26 protein-coding genes are annotated in these 25,262 nt (G+C 44.8%); 23 read left to right on the top strand and 3 right to left on the bottom strand.

Going from position 1 to position 25,262, the window contains the following annotated elements; translation table 11 throughout:
- Positions 1-32: 32 nt before the first annotated feature.
- From NYE45_RS22540 to NYE45_RS22530, 3 genes are read left to right on the top strand one after another with little or no spacing between them, the layout of a single operon-like run.
- Positions 33-977 carry a GNAT family N-acetyltransferase gene (locus tag NYE45_RS22540; RefSeq protein ID WP_340014088.1) on the top strand — a complete coding sequence of 315 codons (945 nt, stop codon included), beginning with the start codon at positions 33-35 and terminating at the stop codon, positions 975-977.
- Positions 974-1,711 carry a metallophosphoesterase family protein gene (locus NYE45_RS22535; protein ID WP_340014087.1) on the top strand — a complete coding sequence of 246 codons (738 nt, stop codon included), beginning with the start codon at positions 974-976 and terminating at the stop codon, positions 1,709-1,711. Before NYE45_RS22540 ends, NYE45_RS22535 begins: the two co-directional genes overlap by 4 nt.
- A 39-nt stretch (positions 1,712-1,750) precedes the next feature.
- The gene (locus tag NYE45_RS22530; protein ID WP_340014086.1) at positions 1,751-1,900 is read left to right on the top strand and encodes a hypothetical protein; all 150 of its coding nucleotides are present in this window, start codon (positions 1,751-1,753) and stop codon (positions 1,898-1,900) included.
- 103 nt (positions 1,901-2,003) lie between these two features.
- Here the strand turns inward: NYE45_RS22530 and NYE45_RS22525 are convergent, their stop codons facing one another.
- A complete protein-coding gene (locus NYE45_RS22525; RefSeq protein WP_340014084.1) occupies positions 2,004-2,906 on the bottom strand; it encodes an ArsR family transcriptional regulator in 903 nt (300 codons plus the stop codon).
- Positions 2,907-3,079: 173 nt separating this feature from the next.
- On the opposite strand from NYE45_RS22525, the gene NYE45_RS22520 reads away from it, so the two are divergent.
- The 11 genes from NYE45_RS22520 (at position 3,080) to NYE45_RS22470 (ending at position 12,044) form a co-directional block, all read left to right on the top strand.
- On the top strand, positions 3,080-4,570 hold the full coding sequence (locus tag NYE45_RS22520; protein WP_340014082.1) for a glycoside hydrolase family 43 protein: 1,491 nt from the start codon (positions 3,080-3,082) through the stop codon (positions 4,568-4,570).
- A 131-nt stretch (positions 4,571-4,701) separates the two neighbouring features.
- Positions 4,702-5,247: a GrpB family protein gene (locus NYE45_RS22515; protein ID WP_340014081.1), complete on the top strand. Its 546-nt coding sequence runs from the start codon at positions 4,702-4,704 to the stop codon at positions 5,245-5,247.
- A gap of 41 nt (positions 5,248-5,288) precedes the next feature.
- Positions 5,289-5,711, top strand: coding sequence for a hypothetical protein (locus NYE45_RS22510; protein ID WP_340014080.1), 423 nt, complete (start codon positions 5,289-5,291; stop codon positions 5,709-5,711).
- 30 nt (positions 5,712-5,741) lie between these two features.
- A complete protein-coding gene (locus NYE45_RS22505) occupies positions 5,742-6,263 on the top strand; it encodes a cysteine hydrolase family protein (RefSeq protein ID WP_340014079.1) in 522 nt (173 codons plus the stop codon).
- 760 nt (positions 6,264-7,023) lie between these two features.
- Positions 7,024-7,560 carry a GNAT family N-acetyltransferase gene (locus tag NYE45_RS22500; protein WP_340014078.1) on the top strand — a complete coding sequence of 179 codons (537 nt, stop codon included), beginning with the start codon at positions 7,024-7,026 and terminating at the stop codon, positions 7,558-7,560.
- A gap of 29 nt (positions 7,561-7,589) precedes the next feature.
- Positions 7,590-8,069 (top strand): DinB family protein, encoded by a 480-nt coding sequence (locus tag NYE45_RS22495; protein WP_340014077.1) that lies wholly within the window; start codon positions 7,590-7,592, stop codon positions 8,067-8,069.
- Between the two features lie 37 nt (positions 8,070-8,106).
- Positions 8,107-8,979 carry an aminoglycoside phosphotransferase family protein gene (locus NYE45_RS22490; protein ID WP_340014076.1) on the top strand — a complete coding sequence of 291 codons (873 nt, stop codon included), beginning with the start codon at positions 8,107-8,109 and terminating at the stop codon, positions 8,977-8,979.
- 135 nt (positions 8,980-9,114) lie between these two features.
- Complete coding sequence (locus tag NYE45_RS22485; protein ID WP_340014075.1) at positions 9,115-9,462, top strand: hypothetical protein; 348 nt, start codon at positions 9,115-9,117, stop codon at positions 9,460-9,462.
- 238 nt (positions 9,463-9,700) lie between these two features.
- On the top strand, positions 9,701-10,702 hold the full coding sequence (locus NYE45_RS22480; RefSeq protein WP_340014074.1) for an endo-1,4-beta-xylanase: 1,002 nt from the start codon (positions 9,701-9,703) through the stop codon (positions 10,700-10,702).
- Positions 10,703-10,903: 201 nt separating this feature from the next.
- Positions 10,904-11,074, top strand: coding sequence for a hypothetical protein (locus NYE45_RS22475; RefSeq protein WP_186327841.1), 171 nt, complete (start codon positions 10,904-10,906; stop codon positions 11,072-11,074).
- Positions 11,075-11,225: 151 nt separating this feature from the next.
- Positions 11,226-12,044, top strand: coding sequence for a purine-nucleoside phosphorylase (locus NYE45_RS22470; RefSeq protein WP_340014073.1), 819 nt, complete (start codon positions 11,226-11,228; stop codon positions 12,042-12,044).
- 117 nt (positions 12,045-12,161) lie between these two features.
- Here NYE45_RS22470 and NYE45_RS22465 read toward each other — a convergent pair whose 3' ends face one another.
- Positions 12,162-13,238, bottom strand: coding sequence for a LacI family DNA-binding transcriptional regulator (locus NYE45_RS22465; RefSeq protein WP_340014072.1), 1,077 nt, complete (start codon positions 13,236-13,238; stop codon positions 12,162-12,164).
- A gap of 541 nt (positions 13,239-13,779) precedes the next feature.
- Between NYE45_RS22465 and NYE45_RS22460 the strand changes: the two genes are divergently transcribed.
- From NYE45_RS22460 to NYE45_RS22425, 8 genes are all read left to right on the top strand, one after another.
- Complete coding sequence (locus tag NYE45_RS22460; RefSeq protein WP_339243173.1) at positions 13,780-14,640, top strand: ABC transporter permease subunit; 861 nt, start codon at positions 13,780-13,782, stop codon at positions 14,638-14,640.
- Between the two features lie 16 nt (positions 14,641-14,656).
- Positions 14,657-15,538: a carbohydrate ABC transporter permease gene (locus tag NYE45_RS22455; RefSeq protein ID WP_215076232.1), complete on the top strand. Its 882-nt coding sequence runs from the start codon at positions 14,657-14,659 to the stop codon at positions 15,536-15,538.
- Positions 15,539-15,593: 55 nt separating this feature from the next.
- Entirely contained in the window at positions 15,594-17,201 is a 1,608-nt protein-coding gene (locus NYE45_RS22450) for an ABC transporter substrate-binding protein (protein WP_340014071.1), read from the top strand.
- A gap of 25 nt (positions 17,202-17,226) precedes the next feature.
- A complete protein-coding gene (locus NYE45_RS22445) occupies positions 17,227-18,705 on the top strand; it encodes a glycoside hydrolase family 32 protein (RefSeq protein WP_340014070.1) in 1,479 nt (492 codons plus the stop codon).
- A 22-nt stretch (positions 18,706-18,727) separates the two neighbouring features.
- Positions 18,728-19,627 carry an ROK family protein gene (locus NYE45_RS22440; protein ID WP_340014069.1) on the top strand — a complete coding sequence of 300 codons (900 nt, stop codon included), beginning with the start codon at positions 18,728-18,730 and terminating at the stop codon, positions 19,625-19,627.
- 256 nt (positions 19,628-19,883) lie between these two features.
- Positions 19,884-20,327, top strand: coding sequence for a GNAT family N-acetyltransferase (locus NYE45_RS22435; protein WP_340014068.1), 444 nt, complete (start codon positions 19,884-19,886; stop codon positions 20,325-20,327).
- A 205-nt stretch (positions 20,328-20,532) separates the two neighbouring features.
- Complete coding sequence (locus NYE45_RS22430; protein ID WP_340014067.1) at positions 20,533-21,765, top strand: MFS transporter; 1,233 nt, start codon at positions 20,533-20,535, stop codon at positions 21,763-21,765.
- 87 nt (positions 21,766-21,852) lie between these two features.
- Positions 21,853-23,175 carry an LLM class flavin-dependent oxidoreductase gene (locus NYE45_RS22425; RefSeq protein ID WP_340014066.1) on the top strand — a complete coding sequence of 441 codons (1,323 nt, stop codon included), beginning with the start codon at positions 21,853-21,855 and terminating at the stop codon, positions 23,173-23,175.
- A gap of 153 nt (positions 23,176-23,328) precedes the next feature.
- Here the strand turns inward: NYE45_RS22425 and NYE45_RS22420 are convergent, their stop codons facing one another.
- Positions 23,329-24,030 carry a DUF6199 family natural product biosynthesis protein gene (locus tag NYE45_RS22420; protein WP_340014065.1) on the bottom strand — a complete coding sequence of 234 codons (702 nt, stop codon included), beginning with the start codon at positions 24,028-24,030 and terminating at the stop codon, positions 23,329-23,331.
- 232 nt (positions 24,031-24,262) lie between these two features.
- Here NYE45_RS22420 and NYE45_RS22415 point away from each other — a divergent pair, with 232 nt between their 5' ends.
- Entirely contained in the window at positions 24,263-25,090 is an 828-nt protein-coding gene (locus NYE45_RS22415) for a sugar phosphate isomerase/epimerase family protein (protein WP_340014064.1), read from the top strand.
- The last annotated feature ends 172 nt before the right edge of the window (positions 25,091-25,262 follow it).

The following is a 25,262-nucleotide window of genomic DNA, read 5'->3' as shown; positions in this document are numbered from 1 at the left end:
TACATGTAATTAGAATTGAGGAGGAATGACGTATGAGTTTAACGGAATGGTCTACAGATATTCTTCAATATGATCTGTCGGATGAATATTCGATTCGCAAAGCTGATTTTGCCGAATGGGGGTTATATTGCACGGTTTATTATGATATGCGTTATGTCGGATTTTTCAGGGAAGAAGAGTTTAGTTCTTCCAAGATCAGTGCGTACTGGATTTACAAGGGAGACAGCAAAATAGGTGGCGTGAGAATGGAGCCTAACCAGATGTATCATTTGTTTTTTATCCCGCCATTCCAGCAGTGCTTTGAAGTATTGAAACTTCTGAAGCATAAATTATTACAGTGGTCCGATCGCACCAAACGCATTCTGACCTTTGAGATTCTTCCAGACCAAGTTGATCTATACGCAAGAGCTGGATTCTGGCCAGTGGAGTTCAGATGTCGCTGGATGCAGCGGCCTACAGATCATTTTGAGATCGAGTGGGACAGCAGGGTAACCGTGAAGAGTCCAGAAATTATTGAAATTGAAACCGGCAATAGAAAATATGTGAATGAAGATGAAATTGCTCAATGTGACCTGAATAGTTTTGCAGGAAGTCTTGAAGCTACACGCAGAAAACATACCACGCTTGCAGATTTTGTTCCAAGCGATGACCCTAATTATACGAATGAAATTCTGACTCAAGCCTCCACGCTTGTATACGATAAGGAAACGGGGCAGCTTATTGCCAACTGTCGTCTTTGTCTGCAGGATAATCAGGCTGCTGTATATAGTATTGGGGTTCGCCCGGAATATAGAGGAAGAGGGCTTGCTACACTGATGTTACAGAGAGCTTTGAATGCGCTTAAGGGGCAGTATCCCGTGCTGCGATTGTATGTGATGCAAGGAAATGATGCGGAGTCCGTGTATCTGAATCTGGGCTTTATTCCGGGTGTGCAGGAGATTCAGACGATGTATATTCCTGAGGAGGAATCACAATGAAGGTTGCCATCTTAACCGATATTCATGGAAATGTTCCTGCTCTTCAAGCGGTATTGGCTGATATGGATTTCAGAGGAGACATTGAGTATACATTTTGTTTGGGAGATATGATCGGTATTGGCCTGTACTCCAATGAAGTGATCGAGATGTTGTATAGTCGTGAACATATGATAGCGATCTCCGGGAATCACGAAGAGGCCGTATTGAGTTTGCTGCAACATAAGGGTCCATTAGAAGGGCATAAAGGCATAGCCGAGCATCATGAATGGATTGGTCAACATCTAAGTGCGGAATCGATCAAGAGAATACAAGCTCTACCGAAATTTGTTGAAAAAGAGGTAGAAAGACGACGGTTCCTTTTGACTCACTATCATATAAGCAACGACAAGTTGGATGTTATCGATAAAGAACCCTCTGGGGCCAAATTGGACGCGAAGTATCAGGGGACGGCCCATGATTTGGTTTGTTTTGGTCATCATCATATTCTTCATTATTATAAGACAGATCAACGAATCTATATGAATCCGGGCGCTTTAGGCTGTAACGATCTTGCCATTGCCAGATATGGGATCGTGGATCTCCAAGAGGGAAAAGTGGACGTGAAATTCATTGGCGTTCCATATGACAATAGGGAGTATCTGCAATCGTATGAACGGTTGAACGTTCCGGATCGTGCTTTTATTCTGAAGGCATTTCATGGGAATCAGTTGGAGAGAGAGTATGGGGGGGAGTAAACGTTCGTAGCAACGTTTCTTGGTAAAGGAGAGATGTACATGGGAATGATCATTATGTTGGTGGTGTATCTGTTTCTCGGTATTTATGTTGTAAAAATTGGAATAGATAACTCAAAAAATAGCCAGCACACCAAAGAAATATTATCAGAGTTAAGGGAAATTAAGGAGCTGTTGAAAGATCAAAGATGAAAATTGATCAGGTTATGCTTCAAAATTAGCTGAGGAACAGCATTTTCCATCACTCCCTCTCCTTTATGTCGGGAAAGGGAGGATTCCTGTACAGCGAGCCAAGTTACCCCAGTACACGAATAACAATATCCTGATCATGGTTACCGAAACCGGCACCATAGATCGTTAAACCGCCTACGTTGGGGCTTTCCTCGTCAACCGTAAAACGAAGCGTCCAGAACGGTTCGCTAAGCTTAATATCCGCGAGAGTAATGTCTGACATCCGCTCACCATCCATATAGGTACCGGAACCATCAATACGAATGGTCTTTAATAATCCATACTGATTCACATTGCGATGCCACCATTCTGGTGTATATTTGCCGCGCGCTGCTCTGCCAAAGTCGGCAGGGCTTGTCCACATTCCAAGAGAAACGCCATTGAAGGTGAAACGAATATCGGAAGGCCAATGATCCCGCAATCCCGGAGCTTCAGACGCCAGTTCCATCGATATTTCAATAGCATCGGTTGTCTGGTCGGGAAGTACAAAGTTAGGTGTTTTATATTCTACATAACCTTTCCCAAACCACAAGATAGCGGCGTGTACCCGCTCAGGATCTAGGAAGTAACGCGGATCGTCCCATATGCCGATTTCTTTCTCGAGTGTTCCTAGCCCACAGGTAGGGTGAATATCAAAAGCAGTGTAGTGCCCAACGGATATCGTCTGCTCTTTGGTTCGTGAAGTTTGGCTTGCCGATGGCAGCTTGATCTCAATCTGATTTTGCTTGAGGTAGCATAATTTGTGCGTTCCACCGTTGATCCGAACTCGTCTGCTCCCAATTAGACCCGCATCCTCCAGTTTGCGAATATGCATCGTGACAATGGAGGGGCTGAGCTCTAATGCTGACGCAATATCCTTCACATTCATCTCGCGATCTGCAATCATATCCATGATTCTCCATCTGACCTCGCTTGCCAGCGCCTCATATAAAGGAAGGAACTGGGGCTCCCCATTTGCTTTAATCATCTGCACAACTCCCTACTCTCACTTATAAAATCACATATATATTAATTCAATAAAATTAGTTCCAAGATACAATCCAGATTCATTGCAAGTTTATAGCCAATGGTGTTTAATTTTTTTAGTTGCTACGAAGTTGGATTCTTATATTTATGAATTTTATAATAAGAGGTGGAGTAATGAAATACAATAATCCTGTTGTTAAAGGTTTCTATCCAGACCCTAGTGTGATTAAGGTGCACGATACCTACTATATGGTGTGCAGTTCTTTTCAATACTTTCCGGGCGTACCGCTCTTTGAAAGCAAGGACCTGCTGAATTGGAAGCAGATTGGTCACTGCCTCACTCGTAAAAGTCAGATTCAGCTGGAGACCGTGAGCAGTTCCGGGGGCGTATTTGCCCCGACGATCAGACACAATAACGGACGTTTCTACATGGTGACAACGAATGATACGACACATCAGAATTTCTATGTATGGACGGACGATATCTACGGAGAATGGTCTGAGCCTATCTACGTGGATCAAGGCGGGATTGATCCGGATTTGTATTTTGAAGATGGAAAGACCTTGTTTATGAGTAATGGCGTGGATGATGAAGGTGTTGGCGGAATTGTCCAGTGTGAAATTGAGATTGAAACTGGGCGCAAACTGACCCCAAGTCGGTCGATATGGAATGGGACAGGTGGACGATATCTGGAAAGTCCGCATCTCTATAAAATGAATGGTTATTATTACCTGCTTGCAGCTGAAGGCGGCACCGAATATGGTCATATGGTTACGTATGCTCGGGGAACTTCTTCTTCGGGACCGTTCGAAGCCTATGCGCACAATCCGGTTCTAACCAACCGTAATCTGGGAGGTTATGAGTTGCAAGGTGTGGGTCATGGTGACCTGGTTCAGGATGATTTGGGAAACTGGTGGCTCTTTCACCTGGGGTTCCGTCAGATTGGCAGATGGGCTACGTACCATCATCTGGGCCGAGAAGTATTTCTGACTCCGATTACGTTTGATGAAGACGGATGGTTTACAGCCGGGCATGAAGGCACGACGCTGACGAGTTTTGAGACTAATCGCATTCCCGACACGGTGATCCAGCAGGACAAGAAGCATTATACGTTTGAAAATACAAACTGGAACCTCGACTGGTGTTACCTGCGTCATCCGAATACAGAGCATTATCAGCTTGAATCAGACAAGCTTACGCTAACAGGAACCGATGTAACGCTGGACGTTCCGGCATCCCCAACGTTCATCGGGCTACGTCAGAAAGACTTTAATGCCACAATTTCAGTTGATGTCAGTCTGACGAATGGCGAGGCGGGAATTACGATCTATATGGATGAAAATCATCATTATGAAGTGGCTGTTCGTCAGGAACAGGACGGATATAAGGTGATCGAACGCCTGAATATCGGTGATATCAAATCGATAGAACATGAGGTAGATCTGGGAAATAAACAGCATGCAACGCTGGTGATCCGCTCAAGCCAGGAACGCTACAGTTTCCTGTTCCAAGCAGATGGTGAAGAGATTCTGCTGGGCACGGCACAGACGAGATACCTATCATCGGAGGTGGCAGGAGGTTTTACAGGCGTACTTATTGGTCTATACGCGAGTGGACAAGATGCTTCGGCTGAGTTTACAAACTTCAAGTGTGACTATCAATAAGAAGTTAAGGGGAGGGCCTAAGGGTCCTTCTCTTTTTTTTAATTTGTGTAAAATAATCCACATGTAACAAAAGGTTAAAAGAACGTGTTGTTTAATTATATAGACTGAGTGGATATCTGAGGAGGAGTTGTATGGAGGATCAATGGAGAATTGCAAAGTATGATCCCGCATGGCGTGATTTGTTTCTCGAAACGGGTTCGAAATTAAGAGAAGCATTAGGAGAAAAGGCCTTGCGGATTGACCATGTGGGGTCCACTTCAATTGTCGGGATAGACGCGAAACCTATTATTGATATACAAATATCTGTTTCCCAGTATGAGAATTCGTTGGACTACAAACGTGAGATCGAAACAGTCGGTTTTGTATTCAGAGCAGAAAATCCAGACAAGACTAAACGATACTTTCGTGAAGTGCCAGGAAGCAGAAGGATACATATACACGTTAGACAGGCAGGCAGTTTCTCCGAGCAGATGACCTTACTGTTCAGAGACTATTTAAGGGAGCACCCAGAAGATTGTTTGAACTATGCGGAAGAAAAGCACAGACTCATGTCATTGTATAAAGATGAGCGTCCCAAATATATTGAAGGAAAAGGACCGATGGTGTGGAGCATATTACAGAAAGCACATCGTTGGTCTCGAGAAATCGGATGGCAACCGGCAAAATCTGATGCATGAGCACATCCAATGAATAGAGATAACTGTATTGGAGTGATGAGATGAACATGGGAAGAAAGCTGATAACAACCGTTCTAACCATCATTTGTTTTACTTTGGCTGCAAGTCTCATATCGATGAATGAATCGTACAGTTTTGATGTTTACATTCTTATTTATCTGGTATACGCGATTCCCTTGATCCTGTTGATCGGGCTACCTTTATCGATATTGCTGGACTATCTACTCAGCCGAATACAATTCGTCACTCATGTTTTGTATCTAAGTACGAGGATATTGGGTTATGCATGTGCTGGAGTATTGGGCATGTTTATTTATTATGTGCTCATGGGCGCAAGAGAAGCAATCTTGGATTTCAAAGAGACTTTAGTTCTGACCTTATTTGGTGTTCTTGCTGCTATTCTATTTGTGCTGATCGATATGGGATTGGAAGTTTTATTAAAGATGAGAAGAGGAAAGATTTGATTTAAATTGATTCGTCAGGAGGAAAACAAGGTGACAACGCATTGTGCACTTCTAATCATTGACGTACAGGTAGCGATGTTTGATGAAGCAGATCCTGTATATCAGGGGGGACGATTGCTTCAGAAAATCCAGATGTTAATTGCCAAGGCTCGTGAAGTAGGGCATGCCATCATATATATCCAGCACAGCGAAGGCTCAGGTAGTCCACTCGAAAGAGGAACTCCGGGGTGGGCCATTCATCCGTCCATTGCACCTATAGCTGGTGACCTCGTGATCGAAAAGGAGACACCGGATTCGTTTCACGAAACCGAACTGCATCTGAAACTGCAAGAAAACGGCGAGACGGAGTTGATTCTTACAGGTATGCAGACCGAAGTATGTGTAGATACGACTTGCCGCAGAGCGTTCAGTCTGGGATATGCGGTCAATCTGGTTCGAGATGCACACAGCACATGGAATTCAAATACGCTTCAAGCGGATCAGATTATAGAACATCACAATACGGTCCTGAGGCTATTTGCCAATGTGGTGGATACGGAGAATGTGTTGTAATGCTAGGAAAACGTAGGAGATTCTGGTTTTTCATAGGTGCAGGAATTGCTTTGAAATTAAAGCACAACGCTGAAGTTACGATCCAATACAATCGGAAACAGATTATTGTATCCACAAAAAGCAGATTTAATAGAGATTCGAAATATAAACTTGATCAAAAGGACTTAAGAGACTTTTTGGATCAAAAGTTGGAAGGGACATACTTTGGTAAAAATCCCGTTAGGGATGAGTAGGGGGAGATGTATTGACGATAAACAAAAGAATAATGAATCTATCAGCCTGGCTTGCTGTATTAGCCATCCTATGTATTCCTGGAACTTTACATACTGAAGATGGACCGCTCCGAACAGAGTATGGTTTCCCGATCCGATTCTTTACGGATTATCATGATGCCAACTCGGAGGGAACAATCTGGTTTATATCTGGCATCTCTTTAAATGTACTTCTATATTTGTTCAATGTTCTGTTTATTTATGCAGGAATTCATGTAATCTTGTATTTAAAAAAGAAATTAATTAAATAAATTGAACTGAATATTTACACAAAACGCAGAGGACAGAAAGGACCTGAAGAAGCGGAGCTAAAAGCTTTCTGCAAGAAAGCTACTTCGGAAGCATATACCTCGCCTTTATTCCCGGATTTTAACTTTATAAAAGGAATCAAAAAAATCTGGGAATAACAGCGATCGGAAGGTTGTTCTGTCATCGGAGTGGTGAGTGTAAATATTCAATAGTTTAACTTATAAGATGGAGTGATTATGATGAAACAACTTCCAGTAGAATGGAAGTCAGACCGACTTATTATCTCAAATGTGGAAGAATCCGATATTCCTGAACTTGAGTCCATATATGAGACCAGTCGGTACTTACATCAATGGGATGGACGAGAGCATGATCTGAATTATGTGAAAAAATGTTTTGAAGAAGGTCACCTTCCACCGGGAGGCAGGCTGGAGAATTATCGAATTCAATCCATTCGTACTATTGAGGATGACCGCTATATTGGTTTGTTAAGTGTATACCATGGGTACCCCTTGGAGGATTCGATTTATCTCGAATTTCTATATATCCAGAGCGAGATCCAGAAGCAGGGATATGGACAAGAATTAATTCAGGCACTGACTCTCCACTTTTCCGAGCTTGGTTACAAGGAAATTCGAATCAACGTAGCCCTCAAAAATTGGCCTGCACTGCGCTTTTGGATCAAATCCGGATTCAATCAGGTCAGCGGAATTTATGGTGATCTTGAACATTCGGAGGATACCTATGCCAATACAGAATTGATCAAATCTCTCTAAAAACATAGCCGATAAAGGGGAATATACCAATGGAAACATTCTTTCGTTATAACTGGATGGTACGTGAGCAATGGTATGTGTGGTGTGAAGATGTGCCGCTTGAAGAATTGCTTCGGCCTCGCACGGGCGGAGTAGGCAACATATTACAAACGTTATTTCATATCATTGATGTAGAGTGGAGCTGGCTTCAGTTGCTTCAGGGCAAACCGGATGATGCTGAAGATTTTGCAAACTACCAGAATCTTGATGCGGTAAGACGATTGGATCGCAAGTTACGTCCTGATGTGGAGGCATTTGTTACAGCATGGGATTCGAGTATGGAAAAAAGAGCTTATATTGATCATCGCTCAGCTGGCAAGGTCGCTACAGATTCATGGGGTGAAGTTATGCGACATGTGATCGCCCATGAGATTCACCATATGGGACAGCTGTCGGTATGGGCCAGAGAATTGGGCAAACAGCCAGTATCCGCTAATGTGATTGGCAAAGGCCTGATTATACCTGACTAACAGGGAGAGGCTGTCATAACATGGAAGGAGGAGAACGATGACGATTCAACTTAGCCAGGTGAATTGGGTAGAACTGGATGAACGTATCCAGCAGGTGATGGAACAGGAGTATCAGATCATTCCCTTGCCACCTGGACTGGAAGCAACTGTGATGAGAATCGAAATGGAAGATCACCGGTACGTATTGAAAGTCTGGAACAAGGATTCCAAACCGGATATCGCCAAACAATATCGATTATTGTCCAAGCTCTATCAAAGTGGAATTCGTGTTTCCAAACCCTACGGTTGGGGATTAGACGAGCAAGAGAATCAAGTGCTGTTAACGAGCTATGATGGCGAGCCAATTACCCAATTAACACAAAGCAAACTGACACATTTGGCTGAGCGATTGGTGGAGGTCCATCGGTATCCGGTGAATGAAGTGGGGACTGGAGAAGATGGAGAATACATATTCAAAACCGATTTTGTCCAATACTTTTTTCCTCAAATTGAGTTACATGACGATATAAATGATCTTCTAACAAACTTGATTCAGCAGGTCCAGATCAGACAGGAATGTTTGATTCATGGAGATTATAATTTGGGAAACATTCTTGAGATGCACGACCATTACACGATCATCGATTGGACTAATGGGCAGTATGGTGATCCAAGGTACGATATGGCATGGTCTGTGTTTCTGATCACCATCTATAATGGGGAAAGTTACGGCGAGATGTATCACGCTCAATTTGCACGTTCTGTAAGTTATACGTACACGCTGGAAGAGGAGCAGATTTTTGAAGCTATAGCTTGCCTTCGCTGGATTCTGTTAAGTCGCGTTGGGGATGTGCCCATGGGGCCAGATGTAATGCAACGGGTGCATAGCGTGGCTGTCCATAATCCGTATTTGAATGAACATCTGCTGTAATCGTAATACGGGGATACACAATGACGACAGTATACGATTAAGTAATAGAAAGACAACTTTTTTTAAATAAAATAAACAGTCAGTCCTAAGCTAGCGATCCTCGCATACCTATGATAATAGAGGAGCGTGATCGTAATGGAGCAGAAAGTGCAAACTTACTTTGAACTGAAGCAGCAGCAAAAAGATATTGAGCAGCAGTTGTCTGTACTACGAGATGAGATTGTCGCGTATTGTGCAGAACAAGGGGTCTATGAGACGCAGGTTGGTGGTTACACCGTGAAAACAGTGCTTCAGAACCGGAAGGAATACGATGATCAGAAGCTGTATGCTTCTCTTCCAGACCCGGACATCTGGCGATTGTTGTCCAAGGTAGACAGCCATAAGCTGAAAAGCCTCATCAAGCTGAACATTCTTTCCGAAGATCAGATCAGCCCGGCATGCACAGTGAAACAGGTGACCTTGTTACAGGTAGACAAGCTGTAACGCTTCATACTCTCTTCGTACATGAGTTGAATTTAACTGAACATCACGATCACAAAGCACCTTCGAAGTAATGTTCTGTTGCGATGAGCAGTAGAACGAACCTGGAGGTGTTTTTGTTTTGCACACAGGCCCAGAATCATAAATAGTTAAATATGAGGGGGAAGAAGTATAATTTGTTCATTGTAAGCGTATTCAACAAACGATATGATGGATAAAAAATGGCAGGGAGGAATTGTAAATGCCAACCGAAATTCCATCACTACATGCTGCGTACGCTAATACGTTCAAAATAGGTGCTGCTGTACATACCAGAATGTTGCAGTCCGAAGGGGAATTTATCGCCAAACACTTCAATAGCATCACGGCTGAAAATCAGATGAAATTCGAAGAAATTCACCCGGAAGAGGATCGTTATACATTTGAGGCGGCGGATAAAATTGTTGATTTTGCTGTTGCCCAAGGGATTGGGGTTCGCGGACATACTTTGGTCTGGCATAATCAAACATCGAAATGGGTTTTCGAGGATACTTCGGGTGCTCCCGCTTCCAGAGATCTGCTATTATCTCGCTTGAAGCAACATATTGATACGGTAGTAGGTCGGTATAAGGGGCAAATATATGCGTGGGATGTCGTCAATGAAGCTATTGAAGATAAGACCGACCTTTTCATGCGGGACACGAAATGGCTAGAGCTAGTGGGAGAAGACTACTTGCAGCAAGCATTCAGCATGGCTCATGAAGCTGATCCAAATGCCCTTCTTTTCTATAATGACTACAATGAGACGGATCCGGTCAAACGGGAGAAGATCTACGATCTGGTTCGGTCTTTGCTGAACAAGGGAGCGTCTGTACATGGAATCGGCATGCAGGGACACTGGAATATCCATGGCCCTTCCATTGAAGAAATCCGAATGGCTATTGAACGATATGCTTCACTGGATGTACAGTTGCATGTTACCGAGCTGGACTTGTCCGTGTTTCGTTATGAGGATCGTCGAACGGACCTCACCGCGCCAACTTCGGAGATGGCTGAGCTACAGGAGCAGCGCTATGAAGAAATCTTCAATTTGTTCCGTGAATACAAATCATCCATTACCTCTGTGACATTCTGGGGAGTAGCGGACAATTATACCTGGTTGGATCATTTCCCGGTTCGTGGGCGCAAAAATTGGCCCTTTGTTTTTGATCAACAGTTGCAGCCAAAGGAATCATTTTGGCGCATCATTAACCCTATGTCTTGAACATCAGGGAAGTGGAGAGAATCGGTCACGATGTGGCCGATTTTTGCTGTAGTCAATATAGATTATACAGTGCAGCTATCTCGTGCATGATTAAACACTAAGCTTGTATGTGTGTAAGTATATGGATTTTTATGGAAGTTTATGATAGGGTAAAAGAAAGGCAATCTCGAACAATATTCTTTTCCGAAATGAGTTGAGAAGATGGATCGCACCCGCAATTATCTGTTAATATTTGCAGGAAACTTGGTCGCTGCCTATTATATCTTTGAAGAAGGTACTTTTGCCAAACCGCTGATGTTTGCTACATTCATGCTGTTGCTGATCATGACAATCGATTACATGAAAAGTAGAAACAAATATACATTGGATTAGGGTTTGTCCATGTTTTTAAACGATTCTGGAGCACAGGGTCGTTTTTTTTATTGCATATAGAACAGCTTCCATTTACATCAAGACCATTGTTCATTACACTTGATGAGTAAGACCTCACTAACTCAATTCAGATCATCAGGAGGATATCATTATGCATCAATCCGCACATATTCAGGAAGCAAGAGATTACATATTAAGCCGAATCCATACCAAACCTGCCGTAGGCATGATTCTGGGTTCGGGACTGGGCGCGCTCGCGGACGAGATTGAAAATGCGACCGTTATTCCGTATACAGATATTCCGTATTTCGCCCAATCGGAGGCTATCGGTCATGCCAATGAACTGGTTATTGGTGAAGTGATGGGCAAAACGGTTGTAGCGATGAAAGGCCGCCTTCATTATTATGAAGGTTTTACATTGGACGAAGTGACTTTCCCCGTTCGGATCATGAAGGCGCTGGGTGTCGAGCAATTGCTTATCACCAATGCATGCGGAGCCATCAACATTAGCTTTGAGCCGGGTCAACTGATGCTCATTACAGATCATATTAACCTGGTAGGCAATAACCCGTTGATGGGACCGAACAACGCTGAACTGGGTGTGCGTTTCCCGGATGTATCCCAGGTTTACAATCGCGAACTGCGCAGCATTGCGCTTAAGGTTGCAGAAGAGCAGAATGTTGGCCTGCAGCAAGGTGTCTATGCATGGTGGAGTGGCCCGGCATATGAGACACCAGCCGAGATTCGCATGATTCGTACGATGGGTGCGGATGCTGTGGGGATGTCCACGGTACCTGAAGCCATTGTTGCCATTCATGGCGGTATGAAGGTGCTGGGCATTTCCTGTCTGACCAACATGGCCTGTGGTATTCTGGATCAGCCGTTAAGTCATGACGAGGTCATTGAAGTGGCTGCCCAAGTGAAAACAACTTTTATCGGTTTGGTAAAAGGCATCTTGAAAGAGATCTAATTCCGAGATGATTTTTATGTAGGCCGCGATGGATAGGATAGAGTTTACATCCAGCCAAATCAAAACCACAAAAAAACGTATGCTTCACGAGTTGTTACTCGTGAGACATACGTTTTTTTATTTTACAGAACTATGGAGCATCTGAGAATGATCGGCCATGATTGCTGGCGTGGACTCCCTGATGATGGGTTTGGTCACAATGTGTGAGACCTGATACGGTTGTGTCGGGCTATTAATTCGGGATAACAGCATCTCTGCAGCCTTGATGCCCATCTCATTACTGTAAATATGAACGGTCGTTAATGCAGGCTCAATAATTCGGGATTGGGGTGCATTATCGAATCCGCATATCGCAATATCCTGTGGCACAGCGACATTTCTGTCTTTTAACGCCCGAATCAGATCAACTGCTAAAAAGTCATTAGCGCATACGTAAGCAGAAGGTAGGGAGGCCAGCTCTGCCACTCGCTGGTTCAACCATCCTGGCTTGGAGAAACACAGGCGATCATTATCCAGGATGCAATGGGACAGGTCCACCTGCAACCCCGCCTCCAGCATCGCACGGTGATATCCAACCCATCGTTCATTAAAACTCTTGCAGTGATTGTAATCTCCCACGAATCCGATACTTGTGTAGCCGCTCTCAATTAATTTTTTGGTGATCTGATAGATGCTATGTTCATTCTCCATAAGGAGCAAATCTGCTTGGAATTCGGGATAACATATGTTGGAAGCGCAATCGATAAAGATCGTGGGAATGCCCAGATCGGTAATCAGCTTTGTATATTCCAGATCAAATAATTCAATGCAAATGATGCCGTCTACTTTGGCTATATCAAAATTGTTGGGAAGTGTAAGCGTATCTTGATCGTCTTCACGCACGATATGAATCGAGAGATTGTATCCCTCCGCACTGATTCTTTTCTCCAAACCGCTGATTAGCAATGAACCAAAGTGAGATGTATTCGGCAGGTTTTCAGTTAACAGGGCGATATTGCCCGGAGGCTTGGTTAGAACATGCTCATTGTCCATATAGGCAAACTGTTTATATTTAAGTTCAATTGCTTTTTTAATTACACGATTTCGGGTCTCATCCGGGATGTTTCCGCTATCGTTTAATGCTTTGGAAGCCGTATTCCTGGAGATCCCCAAAGCATCAGCGATGTCTTGTATCGTGACTTTTTCCTTTGCCATCTAATGCTTCACCTCTAATCATCAATAGTCATCCATATTCTTCTCTAAGTCAAATGTATAATAGAACAGGACAAATAGCAATCTCTGTTTTACAAATGCACAATTGTATTTACATTTAGATGGGCGAATTTCATTTTCAACATTGTTCCAGAAGTTTCGTTAACTAGTGTAACAATGATGATCTATTACAGTAATGATGTAGAAATACCTATTCTGGTATTAACGATTCAGTGCTGTATATATGCAAAATTAATCCTCTTTAGTTACGTTAATGCAAAGATAAAATGATCAAATGCACAAATATTTTTTTACAAAACGTATTGACTAAATCCGTAGATACCTGATAAATTGTAAATTATTAAATAGGCAATTGTAAATATTGAAAGCCCTTACTGAAAACAATTGTCAACTTCTAGAATGGAACGGGGGTATCGTGTTGGATAACATAGCCGACAGCAAAAAGGGCGAAGGAAGGGTACTGAAAGTGAGGACGACAAGCGGTCATAGGTTGCAGCAGCTCAAAAAAAATTACTTTTTATATATGTTGCTTGCACCAGCCTTAATCTTGACTCTTATCTTCAAGTACATCCCGATGTACGGAGCCATCATTGCGTTTAAGGATTTCAGTCCGATCAAAGGCATCATGGGCAGTGATTGGGTAGGACTGAAGCATTTTGAGAAATTTATAGCTTCACCCAATTTCGATATCATTTTAATGAATACGCTTAAACTCAGCTTTTTGGGATTGATATTCAGTTTCCCGGTGCCCATATTGCTGGCACTCATGCTGAATCAGGTACGTAAAGCTGGCGTGAAGAAGAATATTCAATTGTTCCTGTACGCACCCAATTTCATCTCGGTTGTTGTTGTCGTGGGAATGCTGTTTATCTTCCTCTCGCCAACAGGGCCGATTAATCAACTCGCCACATGGATTACAGGTCAGCCGATCATGTTCATGTCTGAACCGGAATATTTCCGCTGGATCTACATTTTGTCCGATATCTGGACCGGAGCGGGCTGGGCTTCCATCATATACGTCGCTGCTTTGGCTAATGTTGATCCGGAGCTTCATAATGCGGCTAATCTGGATGGAGCCAACCTCCTTCAGCGTATTCGCCACATCGACCTTCCAACGATTCGTCCAATTATGGCCATCGTCTTTATCCTTGCAGCTGGCGGGATTATGTCCATTGGATTTGAGAAGGCCTATCTGATGCAGACGTCCATGAACCTGCCTTCCTCCGAGATTATTGCCACGTATGTCTACAAGGTGGGGCTGCAGTCTGGAGATTACGCTTATTCTGCGGCAGTGGGATTGTTTAACTCGGTGATCAATGTGATTCTGCTGGTGACGGTGAATCTGATTGTGAAGAAATTGAATGAAGGCGAAGGCCTCTATTAGGAAAGGAGTAGTATCCATGGTTGTTAAACACACGGGAATGGATCGATTGATCCTCACACTCAATGCCATCTTTCTCACCTGTGCTGTACTGGTTGTGGTTGTTCCCCTGATTTATATTGTTATCGCCTCATTCATGGACCCCACTGTGCTACTGAATCGTGGACTGTCCTTTAATGTATCGGACTGGAGTCTGGACGGATATCAGATGATATTATCCAATCCAGCCATGATCCGGGGGTTTGCGAATGCGGTATTGTACTCGGTTTCTTTTGCACTGATTACCGTGACCGTATCCATATTTGCAGGTTATGCATTGTCGGATGAGAGGCTCGCGGGACGTGGCTTTTTCATGATTATCTTTATCATTACGATGTTCTTTGGCGGGGGATTGATCCCTACGTATCTACTCATACGTAATCTCGGCATGCTGGATACGGTGTGGGCAATCATCATTCCTGGGGCGGTTAACGTCTGGAACATCATTCTCTCCAGAACCTTTTTCAAAGGAGTCCCTCGGGAGCTGAAAGAAGCCGCGAACGTGGATGGCGCCTCTGAGATGAAGATTTTCTTCCAGATCGTCATTCCGTTGTCCAAACCCATCATTTTTGTACTCGCACTTTATGCGTTCGTTGGGCAGTGGAATTCCTATTTTGATGCGATGATCTATCTGGATAATCCGAACCTGCATCCGTTACAGCTCGTTCTGCGCTCCATTCTGATTCAGAATCAGGCTGCACCGGGCATGATCAGTGATCAGCTGGCGATGGCAGAACTGAAACGGCTCTCCGAGATGATTAAATACTCAGCGATTGTCATTTCGAGTCTGCCACTCATCATCATGTACCCGTTCTTCCAGAAATATTTCGAAAAAGGTGTCATGGTCGGTTCCCTCAAATAGTGAACAGCCTGCGATACAGTAAGTTGATCCAATCCAACTCATGGAGGTCATTATTATGAAAAAAGTGAACAAGTCCAGAAAAGCCGTTACAACGGCGTCCATTTCCATGTTATCTGCGATGCTCTTTCTAACCGCCTGTGGCGGGGGTGGAGGCGGCGCTGCAAGTGAGGCGCAATCACCTGATGGCAAAGTGACATTGAATTTTATAACACAGAGCTCTCCGCTGGCTCCCGCTGATCCGAACGACAAACTGATTAACAAGCGACTCGAAGAGAAAACCAATGTGCATATCAACTGGAAGAACTATACGAGTGATGTGTTTGCAGAAAAAAGAAATCTGGCGGTCGCCAGCGGTGATTTGCCGGATGCCATTTTTGATGCAGGTTACGGGGATTATGATCTCCTGAAGCTGGCGAAGGATGGGGCCATCATTCCACTTGAAGATATGATTGAACAATACATGCCCAATCTGAAAAAGGTGCTGGAAGAAGCTCCCGAATACAAGAGCATGATCACGGCTCCAGACGGACATATCTATTCATTCCCATGGATTGAAGAACTCGGCAGTGGCAAACAACGCATTCAGTCGGTGGATAACTTGCCATGGATTAATGTGGAATGGCTGAACAAGCTCGGACTGGAGATGCCAACGACAACCGAGGAATTAAAAGAAGTGCTGATCGCTTTCAAAACCCAAGACCCGAACGGTAACGGCAAGGCCGACGAAATTCCCCTTTCTTTCATTAACAAACCGGGTGGAGAAGATCTGACATTTCTCTTTGCGGCATTTGGACTGGGAGAGAACTGGGACCATACGGTGGTGACCAATGGAGGAAAAGTGGTCTTTACAGCAGCGGATACGGGTTACAAGGAAGCGGTTAAATACATTCATGAACTGGTTCAGGAAGGTCTTGTGGATGTGGAATCGTATCAGCAGGATTGGAACACGTATCTGGCAAAAGGCAAGGACAATAAGTACGGCATGTACTTCACATGGGATAAGGCTAACATTACAGGCATGAATGATACGTATGATGTTCTGCCTCCGGTTGCCGGGCCTAACGGAGAGGTCAATGTCACAAGAACGAATGGTATTGGCCTTGATCGTGGTCGCATGGTCATTACAAGCAGTAATAAAAACCTGGAATCCACAGCGAAGTGGGTGGACCAATTGTACGATCCGCTCCAATCTGTGCAGAACAACTGGGGTACCTATGGAGATGAGAGTCAGCAAAATATTTTTGAATTCGATGAAGCCAAAGGGATGCTGAAGCATCTTCCACTGGAAGGATCTGCACCTGTGGAACTCAGACAAAAAACGAGTATCGCGGGACCATTGGCCATTCTCGACAGTTATTATGACAAATACACAACCAAACCAGAAGATGCGGCTTGGCGCATGGAACTCCTCGATAAGGTTATGGTACCGCATATGAAAGCGGAGAACGTATATCCAAGTGTATTCTTTTCCATTGATGAACTGGATCGATTGTCCACGATTGAGACCGATCTCTTCGCCTACGTGTTACGTCTGCGTACGGAGTGGTATCAAAACGGGAAGGTTGATCAGGAATGGGATGCTTACCTGAAAGAGCTGGATCGCCTTGGGTTGCAAGAATGGCTACAGATTAAACAAGCCGGGTATGACCGTAATAACCAATAAAGAAAAGTGTGGAGGAGAAACCATAATGTCGACAATTCTTAAACAAGATTACAGAAGCGAATACCATTTCTCACCGAAAGAAAAGTGGATGAACGACCCGAACGGCATGGTGTTTTTCAATGGGGAGTATCACCTGTTCTATCAGCATCATCCATTTGGTACAACATGGGGACCGATGCATTGGGGTCACGCCGTAACCCGAGATCTCGTCACTTGGGAGGAACTTCCTGTAGCTCTGGCACCGGATGAACTTGGCATGATCTTCTCCGGCAGTGCGGTGGTGGACTGGAACAATACTTCCGGATTTTTCGAAGATGAGCCGGGGTTGGTAGCTATTTTTACACATCATCTGGAAGTTGAAAACCATGATGCCAAACAAAGTCAAAGTCTGGCGTATAGCAAAGACAACGGCAGAACCTGGACTAAATACGAGGGTAATCCGGTATTAAAGCATGAGTCCTTTGTCGATTTCCGTGATCCCAAAGTGTTCTGGCATGAGCAGACCAAGGAATGGATTATGATTATCGCTTGTGGTCAAACGGTATGTCTGTATCATTCCCCCAATCTGAAGGATTGGACGCTAGGAAGTGAATTTGGCGAAGGGATCGGTTCACACGATGGCGTGTGGGAATGCCCAGACCTGTTCCCACTTGCAGTGGATGGAGATTCAGGGCAGGAGAAATGGGTGATGCTCGTTAGCATTGGTGCAGATCCTGCTTTTATAGAAGGGTCCAGAACGCAATATTTTACGGGAGATTTTGATGGAAGTACATTTATCCCAGACGAGGCATCCCACACGATCCGCTGGATTGATCATGGCCGGGATAACTACGCTGGAGTTAGTTGGTCTGACATTCCGGCTGAAGACGGCAGACGCCTGTTCATGGGGTGGATGAGCAACTGGATGTATGCCAATCAGACGCCGACCAATGATTACCGTGGAGCAATGACCATTGCACGGGAGCTGACACTGGAGACAAGAGCCGGAGAAGTTATCCTGATTCAACGTCCTGCGCGTGAGCTTGAGCAAGCCCGTACGGCAGTATTATCCCTACAGGATGCTTCCATTGAGCAAGTGAATGAGCAGTTGAACGCTTTGCAAGTAGTGAATTATGAGGTCCACGTGGAGTGGGCTTCGGATCAGTCATTCCATTTTGCCTTAAGAAGCGGAGCTGACAACGAAACGCTCGTTGGCATAGACGCCAACCGAGGGGAAGTATATATCGATCGTAGTCGATCGGGTATCGGCGATTTTCATGAACATTTCCTGGGCCACCATGCAGCTGAGTTAAAAGAGGTAAATGGGAATCAAAGTTTGCGTATCTTTGTAGATCATTCATCTGTGGAGGTATTTGCGAATGATGGTCAGGCCGTTATCACGGATCTGATCTATCCGGATGTGGATTCCAAAGGCATCTCTGTTCATGCCGAAAATAGCGATCTGGTCTTCTCTTCACTTCATATCTATGAGATCTCACCGAGCAAGGCTAAAGGTCAATTGTAATGAAGGGAAGGAGTGCAGAACCATGCGTATTGGAGCCATAGAAGCGGGCGGAACAAAGTTTGTATGTGGTGTAGGGAATGAGCATGGACAGATTGAAGATCAGATCAGTTTTCCAACAGAACATCCAGAGACAACTCTTGCCAAGGTAATCGACTATTTCAGGGATAAAGATGTGGAAGCGATGGGTATCGGCTCTTTTGGTCCGATTGATCTGCAACCGGTTAGTCCCACCTATGGTTATATTACGACCACACCTAAACCTGGGTGGGGAAACTGTAATGTGGTTGGAACCTTGAAGCATGAATTTCCGGTTCCTTTTGGATGGGATACGGATGTGAATGCTGCCGCGCTTGGTGAAGTGACATGGGGAGCGGCGCAAGGGCTGGACAACTGTGTATATTACACGATTGGCACAGGCGTTGGTGTTGGACTCGTAGCAGGGGGCCAACGAGTACACGGATTGTTACATCCCGAGGGTGGACATATTCGCACAAGACGCCATCCAGATGATCACTTTGCCGGATTATGCCCGTATCATGGCGATTGCCTGGAGGGAATGGCTGCAGGACCAGCCATTGAAGCACGTTGGCAAAGTCCCGGCAGTGAACTGCCGGCAGATCATCTGGCGTGGGAGATCGAATCCTTTTACATTGCGGAGTCGATCACCACAGCCATCCTGCTTCATTCGCCGCAGAAGATCATCTTGGGCGGTGGTGTAATGCAGCAAGATCAACTGTTTCCTATGATCCGGGAGCGTGTTGTACGGAATCTCAATGGTTATGTAAATGCTGCCCCAATCACGCAACATATCGACCAATATATCGTAAAGCCCGGATTGGGCCAGCATGCAGGCCTTTGTGGTGCGCTAGCATTGGGTCTGGAAGCATTGCAGCATGCAACAGAAGCTTCACATGCTTCGTAGTTCTATAAAATAATTTACAATCTACATCCCAGAAGGGACAGTTGCGGTTCGCTTATGTAGTTAAGCTAGACTGGACTGTTCTTTTTGGGCTTTTTTATTTTTTTTGAGGAGATAAATATCTTTGAAAAATATAGTATGTTCAAAAATCCGATGTTGCTCAAGTGAGCTGCCAAAGGTATGATTTTTAGTGTCCTATCCCTATCGTGCGATAGGACATTCAAATCTAACGCGTCTCCAATGGAAAGGAATTCAACCAATGAACCATATAACAATGCGTCAAGCTATACAGGCAGACCAAGAGCAACTCGCTGATTTGCGAGCGTTGGTACTATACGATGATCTAACTAGGTTGGGAAGGTACGATGATGTGAAAGTACGTGAACGTTTTCGAAATACGTTCGACCCTGTCCATACGCAGATTATTGAAGTGGAGGGTTCAATGGTAGGTTGTGTCGCGTTGAAGCCCAAGTCTGAGACATTTCTATTGGAACATTTCTACATACATCCCGATTATCAGGGCCAGAGAATAGGAACTCAGGTATTGAACATGCTGCTGGAACAGGATGAAGTTCAGGGGAAACGGGTCATTTTAAATGTATTGCAGGGAAGTCCCGCTCGGCGATTGTATGAACGATTCGGATTTATATTGGACAGTGAAGATGAGGTCGATGTGTTTATGTCCGTCCAATTGTCGGAATAGTATGATTACCATACGTAATAAAGTTAATTTCATATTTACGTTCTGACTGCGCAGTGGTCAGTATAACGATTACGTTACAGACCCATTCATTTAATTCTTGAATGGGTCTATTGAACTTTTCTATTATACTTTCCGATGACGTTACCCTAATATGGATAATAACCTACTTTTTATATAGGAATTATATAGTATGGAGAATGTCAAGATGCCACAATGGAAGCGAAATCTGTATATTCTGTGGTTCGGCCTGTTTTTCAATCATATGGCATACTCGCTGTCCGTTCCGTTCTTTCCTATATTCCTGCAAAATGATCTCGGTATCCAGAGCGGCTTGGAAGCTTGGTCGGGGATCTCCATTTCCATCAGCTTTCTGATCAGTGGATTATGCGCACCCTTCTGGGGATCGCTGGCTGATAAATATGGCAGCAAACTGATGCTCGTCCGTTCAGGGGTTGGGCTAGGCATTGCGCATTTGGCTAACTTCTTTGTTTACGATCCATATACGTTTATCGCGGTGAGGATCTTTCAGGGACTCATGGCTGGTTTTCATCCTGCCTCGATTACACTGATTGGCACCAATACTCCGGAGAAACACGTGGGTTATGCGCTTGGTGTGATCTCCACGGCCAGCGCTGCAGGCGGGATTCTTGGTCCTCTTGCCGGTGGTGTGTTGAGTCACTGGATCGGACTGCGGGGATGCTTCATTGCATCAGCTGTCATTACGTTCCTCGCGGCTCTCATGGTCCTCGGTGTTAAGGAGTCACGACAAGCTCGTACAATCGTTCCAACGAGGATCATAGGGGATTTGAAAAGAGCGGCTTCCACGCCCGGATTGATGCGAATCTACGGTTTGATTCTGCTAGTTTCGACCTCTGTGCTTATCATCGAACCCGTGCTGACGCTCTATGTGGTCCAGATTGGCGGAGATGTTGGCAGTGCAACACTTAGGGCAGGTATTGTCTTCTCGGCGATTGGTGTGGCAACGGTCATTATGGGGCCGCGCTGGGGCAAGATTGGTGGAAGGATCGGGTACGAGAAAACACTGTTTATCGGTCTGATCGGTGGCGGGATTGGCAGTCTACTGCAAATGACAGCAACTAATCTGATTTATTTTGGTAGCCTGCGATTTGTTTATGGTCTATTCTTTGCCGCGGTTTATCCGGCGCTTAATGCGCTGATCATCAAATATGCTGATCACGATTTTCGTGGGAGGGCTGTCAGTCTGAGTCAGACGGCGAGTCAGTTCGGTATTGTGCTTGGACCGTTAATCGGTGGTTTTCTCGGTGGATGGATTGGCATTCCGTTTATTTTTCTATTCACAGGCATTGTATTGCTAGGAGCGGCTTGGGCAGTCCGGGTAAGTGATGTGAAACAGGCGGAAACACCGGGATTAAGTATGGCAACAGCAGAAGCGGGCGGAAACAGCATAAAGAAATGATGAAATGATGAAATGACGAAACAACTCTCAGAGATAAAAGGATACTCGAACTGAATGGTCATTATCACAACATAGGGAGGAATATATATGTCGCAACGACAATTGAAATTGGGAGCTAATCTGAACGGAGTGGGGAACAGCATTTCCTTTTGGCGTCACCCGGATATTCCAATTAACGCGAGCGTTAGTCTAGAGTTCTACAAGAAGCAGGTGCGTATCGCGGAAAAAGGGAAGTTCGATCTGCTCTTTATTGCAGATGGCCTCTTCATCAACGAGAAGTCCAATCCTCATTTTCTCAATCGCTTCGAACCTCTGACGCTTCTGTCGGCACTCGCCGGGGCATCTTCCCATATCGGGCTGGTTGCTACATTGTCTACTTCCTATAGTGAACCCTTCACGGTTGCACGGCAATTTGCCTCACTGGATCAGTTAAGCGATGGGAGAGCCGGATGGAATGTGGTCACTTCACCTCTGGAAGGCTCGGCACTGAACTTTGGCAAAGGCGAGCATCCTAACCATGCGCTGCGCTACGAAATTGCAGAAGAACATCTGAATGTGGTCAAAGGACTTTGGGATTCCTGGGAGGACGATGCCTTTGTCGGAGACAAGGAACAGGGCGTATTCTTCGATCCTGCCAAGCTGCATACGCTGAATCACAAAGGAGTGCACTTCTCGGTACAGGGTCCGCTTAATGTAGGGCGCTCGAAGCAGGGGCATCCGGTGATTTTTCAGGCGGGCTCATCCGAATCTGGTAAAGATCTGGCTGCCCGATCGGCAGATGCCGTGTACACAGGACATGAGACGTTGGAGGAAGCAAGGGAGTTCTATCGGGATGTGAAGGCAAGAGCAGTGACATATGGTCGTCAGGCACAGGATATCCTGATCTTCCCTGGCATCGGCCCGATTGTGGGTAGAACAGCGGAAGAGGCGGAGCAGAAATATCAGGAAATTGCCCAACTGGTGAGTATTGATCAGGCGCTGAATTATCTGGGACGCTACTTCGATCATTACGACTTCTCCCAGTACCCGCTGGACGAACCTTTCCCCGAGATTGGAGAGATCGGCAGCAACAGCTTCCGCAGTACAACAGACAAGATCAAGCAGCAGGCACGGGAACAGGGGCTGACCCTGCGCCAAGTGGCTTTGCTGGCATCTACCCCGCGTACATCGTTCATTGGTACACCGGATCAGATCGCAGATCAGATTCAGGAATGGTTTGAAGGCGAAGCGGCAGACGGATTCAATGTTCGTACCGTGGTGCCCAATGGCTTGGAAGATTTCGTGGAGCTGGTTGTTCCGGTTCTGCAAGAACGAGGGCTGTTCCGCACGGAGTATGAGCATGAGACGCTAAGGGAGAATCTGGGTCTTGAGATTCCAAGTAATCGATATACGTTAGAGCGTGTGAGATAAATTCATTTTTTAGAAAATGATCTTCAGATAGATGTTGGTACATTCATTCGAGCAATTACAAAAAAACAAAACGGTAATCACATCCACGAATTGGACGTGATTACCGTTTTTGTGATGTGTGCTAACAATGAGCCAATTCAGACTCAAAACGTCTTAAAATGCTTGAAACGCGGCCCATATGGCTATTATCATGCAAGCTATACCGCCAATTTTGCTCATTGCGTAATAAAATTCGCTAGGTTCGGGATCTTTTAACCATATCCAGCGGAGGGAGAGCAAGAACTGAAACTTCTGAAACTTTGGATAATAGAAGCTGCACCATCCATAGATGAGTCCGGCAAGCGCAATGAACAGGAGGACAGGTGTTCCTGGCGTATGATGATATTCCGGATAGGCAGCGGTCACGAGCATGGCAGGTGTATAGTGCTCTTCGTCATCCTCCATGACTCGTTGGCTGTTTACATACATGTTGACCGGAGAGAGCATCTTCCCAGTTTCATCGTAACTTAATAATTGCTCGGATTCTTGTTCAACTGTATATTTGTGGTCGTTAGGGTATACCACGTTATATGTTGCAATAGGGGTGGAGGCGATTTGGGTAATGACATAGTTCTTCTGATCGATGCTGACCGTACGCTTCTGCTGATTGACGGTGACCTGAATTGGGTTTGCTGTACTGCTCTCATACGTAATTTGATTACCTTGCTCGTAATCGTAAGTGTATTTATGCTGATCTACATAGAATATAGACTCCGTAAAATAGGGTCTGGATAATATCCCGACAAGTAAGGACACGACGACGACGCATACCAGAAAAATTAGGGTAGGGACATGTTTTTTGGGTATGAAGTTCATTTTTAAGATTACCAATCCTTTCCTTAATTAGATGTTAATTTTAATACGTGAAAGTTGGACAAAAGTTGCAGAGGTGTGCTCAAGTGTTTTCAAGAATGGGACATTATGGTTTCTTTTTGAGAGAGTGCTGTTATTATAAAATTATGCCCTGTTCAAGCCAGAGTGTTGGTTCAGGGGACAAGAAAGTGTTGGACAATCTGCAATTCCAGACGAGTCACAGGAGGAGATTGGGATGATTAGAGGGTTAACGAATGCGGGATTGGGTAACATCGAGTCTGATGAACAATATATCACAGAGGCGGCCAAGCACGGATTTGGATCTGTAGATTTGAATCCGCTCTCATTGATTGAAACGTATGGCAAAGAACGGGCGCAACATCTGTTGGAAAGCAATCAGGTGATCATCGGCTCATCGGGTCTGACGGTAGAGTGGCGGACGACAGACGAGCAATTTCGCGAAGGATTGCAATCGTTGGTCGCTATGGCAGAAGCTTCTGCTGCGCTGGACTGCTACAGCTGTTGCACGTATATTTTACCCTCAACGGATCAACCGGCAGCGCAATTTATGGCAGCGGCTACGAAACGCTTGAGACTCTGCGCAGATATCTTGGACGCTTACGGGATTAAGTTGGGTCTGGAGTTTGTGGGATGCCATCATTTGCGGACGCAATGGAAGAATCCGTTTATCTGGCGTGTGGAGGATACCCTGGACTGGATCGAAACGATCCATGCGTCAAATGTTGGCCTGCTCGTAGATTCCTATCACTGGCATACCAACGGTTTGGCGATGGAAGATCTGTTGAAGCTGAAAAAAGAACAGGTTGTTCATGTGCATATCAATGATGCCTATGATCTGCCTGTGGAAGAATTATTGGATTATGAGCGTTTGTATCCCGGCGAAGGGGTCATTGATCTGGGTGGATTTCTGAGAAATCTGCAGGCGATTGGCTACAATGGTGTGGTGGCTCAGGAAGTACTGGCACCGGCATCGAGTCTTGGTACGAATGAACTATTTGCCAAGTCGAAGGCTGGGTTCGATCAGGTGTTTGCCACAGTATAATGTATGAGAAAATATATAATGACAGCAAGGGCCCATACATTGTGTATGGGTCATTTTGTTGTATTTAATCATATGAATGTGTTGATATGAAAACATTGACAATTCGTTAACAATTCCAAGATTTTCCGTTTACAATTCGCTCCTATAATTACAAACGTGATAGGTCATTTTT

Origin of the sequence: Paenibacillus sp. FSL K6-1318 (assembly GCF_037976905.1) — a bacterium.
Taxonomy (GTDB): Bacteria; Bacillota; Bacilli; order Paenibacillales; family Paenibacillaceae; genus Paenibacillus; species Paenibacillus amylolyticus_A.
This window is presented reverse-complemented; position numbering and strand designations above follow the sequence as displayed.

Coding starts and splice junctions, on each gene's coding strand:
- NYE45_RS22415 (WP_340014064.1), top strand. CDS start 24,263: ATGATTAGAGGGTTAACGAATGCGGGATTGGGTAACATCGAGTCTGAT.
- NYE45_RS22460 (WP_339243173.1), top strand. CDS start 13,780: ATGTTGCTTGCACCAGCCTTAATCTTGACTCTTATCTTCAAGTACATC.
- NYE45_RS22530 (WP_340014086.1), top strand. CDS start 1,751: ATGGGAATGATCATTATGTTGGTGGTGTATCTGTTTCTCGGTATTTAT.
- NYE45_RS22485 (WP_340014075.1), top strand. CDS start 9,115: ATGGAGCAGAAAGTGCAAACTTACTTTGAACTGAAGCAGCAGCAAAAA.
- NYE45_RS22540 (WP_340014088.1), top strand. CDS start 33: ATGAGTTTAACGGAATGGTCTACAGATATTCTTCAATATGATCTGTCG.
- NYE45_RS22465 (WP_340014072.1), bottom strand. CDS start 13,238: ATGGCAAAGGAAAAAGTCACGATACAAGACATCGCTGATGCTTTGGGG.
- NYE45_RS22495 (WP_340014077.1), top strand. CDS start 7,590: ATGGAAACATTCTTTCGTTATAACTGGATGGTACGTGAGCAATGGTAT.
- NYE45_RS22480 (WP_340014074.1), top strand. CDS start 9,701: ATGCCAACCGAAATTCCATCACTACATGCTGCGTACGCTAATACGTTC.
- NYE45_RS22500 (WP_340014078.1), top strand. CDS start 7,024: ATGAAACAACTTCCAGTAGAATGGAAGTCAGACCGACTTATTATCTCA.
- NYE45_RS22450 (WP_340014071.1), top strand. CDS start 15,594: ATGAAAAAAGTGAACAAGTCCAGAAAAGCCGTTACAACGGCGTCCATT.
- NYE45_RS22515 (WP_340014081.1), top strand. CDS start 4,702: ATGGAGGATCAATGGAGAATTGCAAAGTATGATCCCGCATGGCGTGAT.
- NYE45_RS22470 (WP_340014073.1), top strand. CDS start 11,226: ATGCATCAATCCGCACATATTCAGGAAGCAAGAGATTACATATTAAGC.
- NYE45_RS22445 (WP_340014070.1), top strand. CDS start 17,227: ATGTCGACAATTCTTAAACAAGATTACAGAAGCGAATACCATTTCTCA.
- NYE45_RS22520 (WP_340014082.1), top strand. CDS start 3,080: ATGAAATACAATAATCCTGTTGTTAAAGGTTTCTATCCAGACCCTAGT.
- NYE45_RS22440 (WP_340014069.1), top strand. CDS start 18,728: ATGCGTATTGGAGCCATAGAAGCGGGCGGAACAAAGTTTGTATGTGGT.
- NYE45_RS22525 (WP_340014084.1), bottom strand. CDS start 2,906: ATGATTAAAGCAAATGGGGAGCCCCAGTTCCTTCCTTTATATGAGGCG.
- NYE45_RS22510 (WP_340014080.1), top strand. CDS start 5,289: ATGAACATGGGAAGAAAGCTGATAACAACCGTTCTAACCATCATTTGT.
- NYE45_RS22425 (WP_340014066.1), top strand. CDS start 21,853: ATGTCGCAACGACAATTGAAATTGGGAGCTAATCTGAACGGAGTGGGG.
- NYE45_RS22455 (WP_215076232.1), top strand. CDS start 14,657: ATGGTTGTTAAACACACGGGAATGGATCGATTGATCCTCACACTCAAT.
- NYE45_RS22430 (WP_340014067.1), top strand. CDS start 20,533: ATGCCACAATGGAAGCGAAATCTGTATATTCTGTGGTTCGGCCTGTTT.
- NYE45_RS22475 (WP_186327841.1), top strand. CDS start 10,904: ATGGATCGCACCCGCAATTATCTGTTAATATTTGCAGGAAACTTGGTC.
- NYE45_RS22435 (WP_340014068.1), top strand. CDS start 19,884: ATGAACCATATAACAATGCGTCAAGCTATACAGGCAGACCAAGAGCAA.
- NYE45_RS22490 (WP_340014076.1), top strand. CDS start 8,107: ATGACGATTCAACTTAGCCAGGTGAATTGGGTAGAACTGGATGAACGT.
- NYE45_RS22535 (WP_340014087.1), top strand. CDS start 974: ATGAAGGTTGCCATCTTAACCGATATTCATGGAAATGTTCCTGCTCTT.
- NYE45_RS22420 (WP_340014065.1), bottom strand. CDS start 24,030: ATGAACTTCATACCCAAAAAACATGTCCCTACCCTAATTTTTCTGGTA.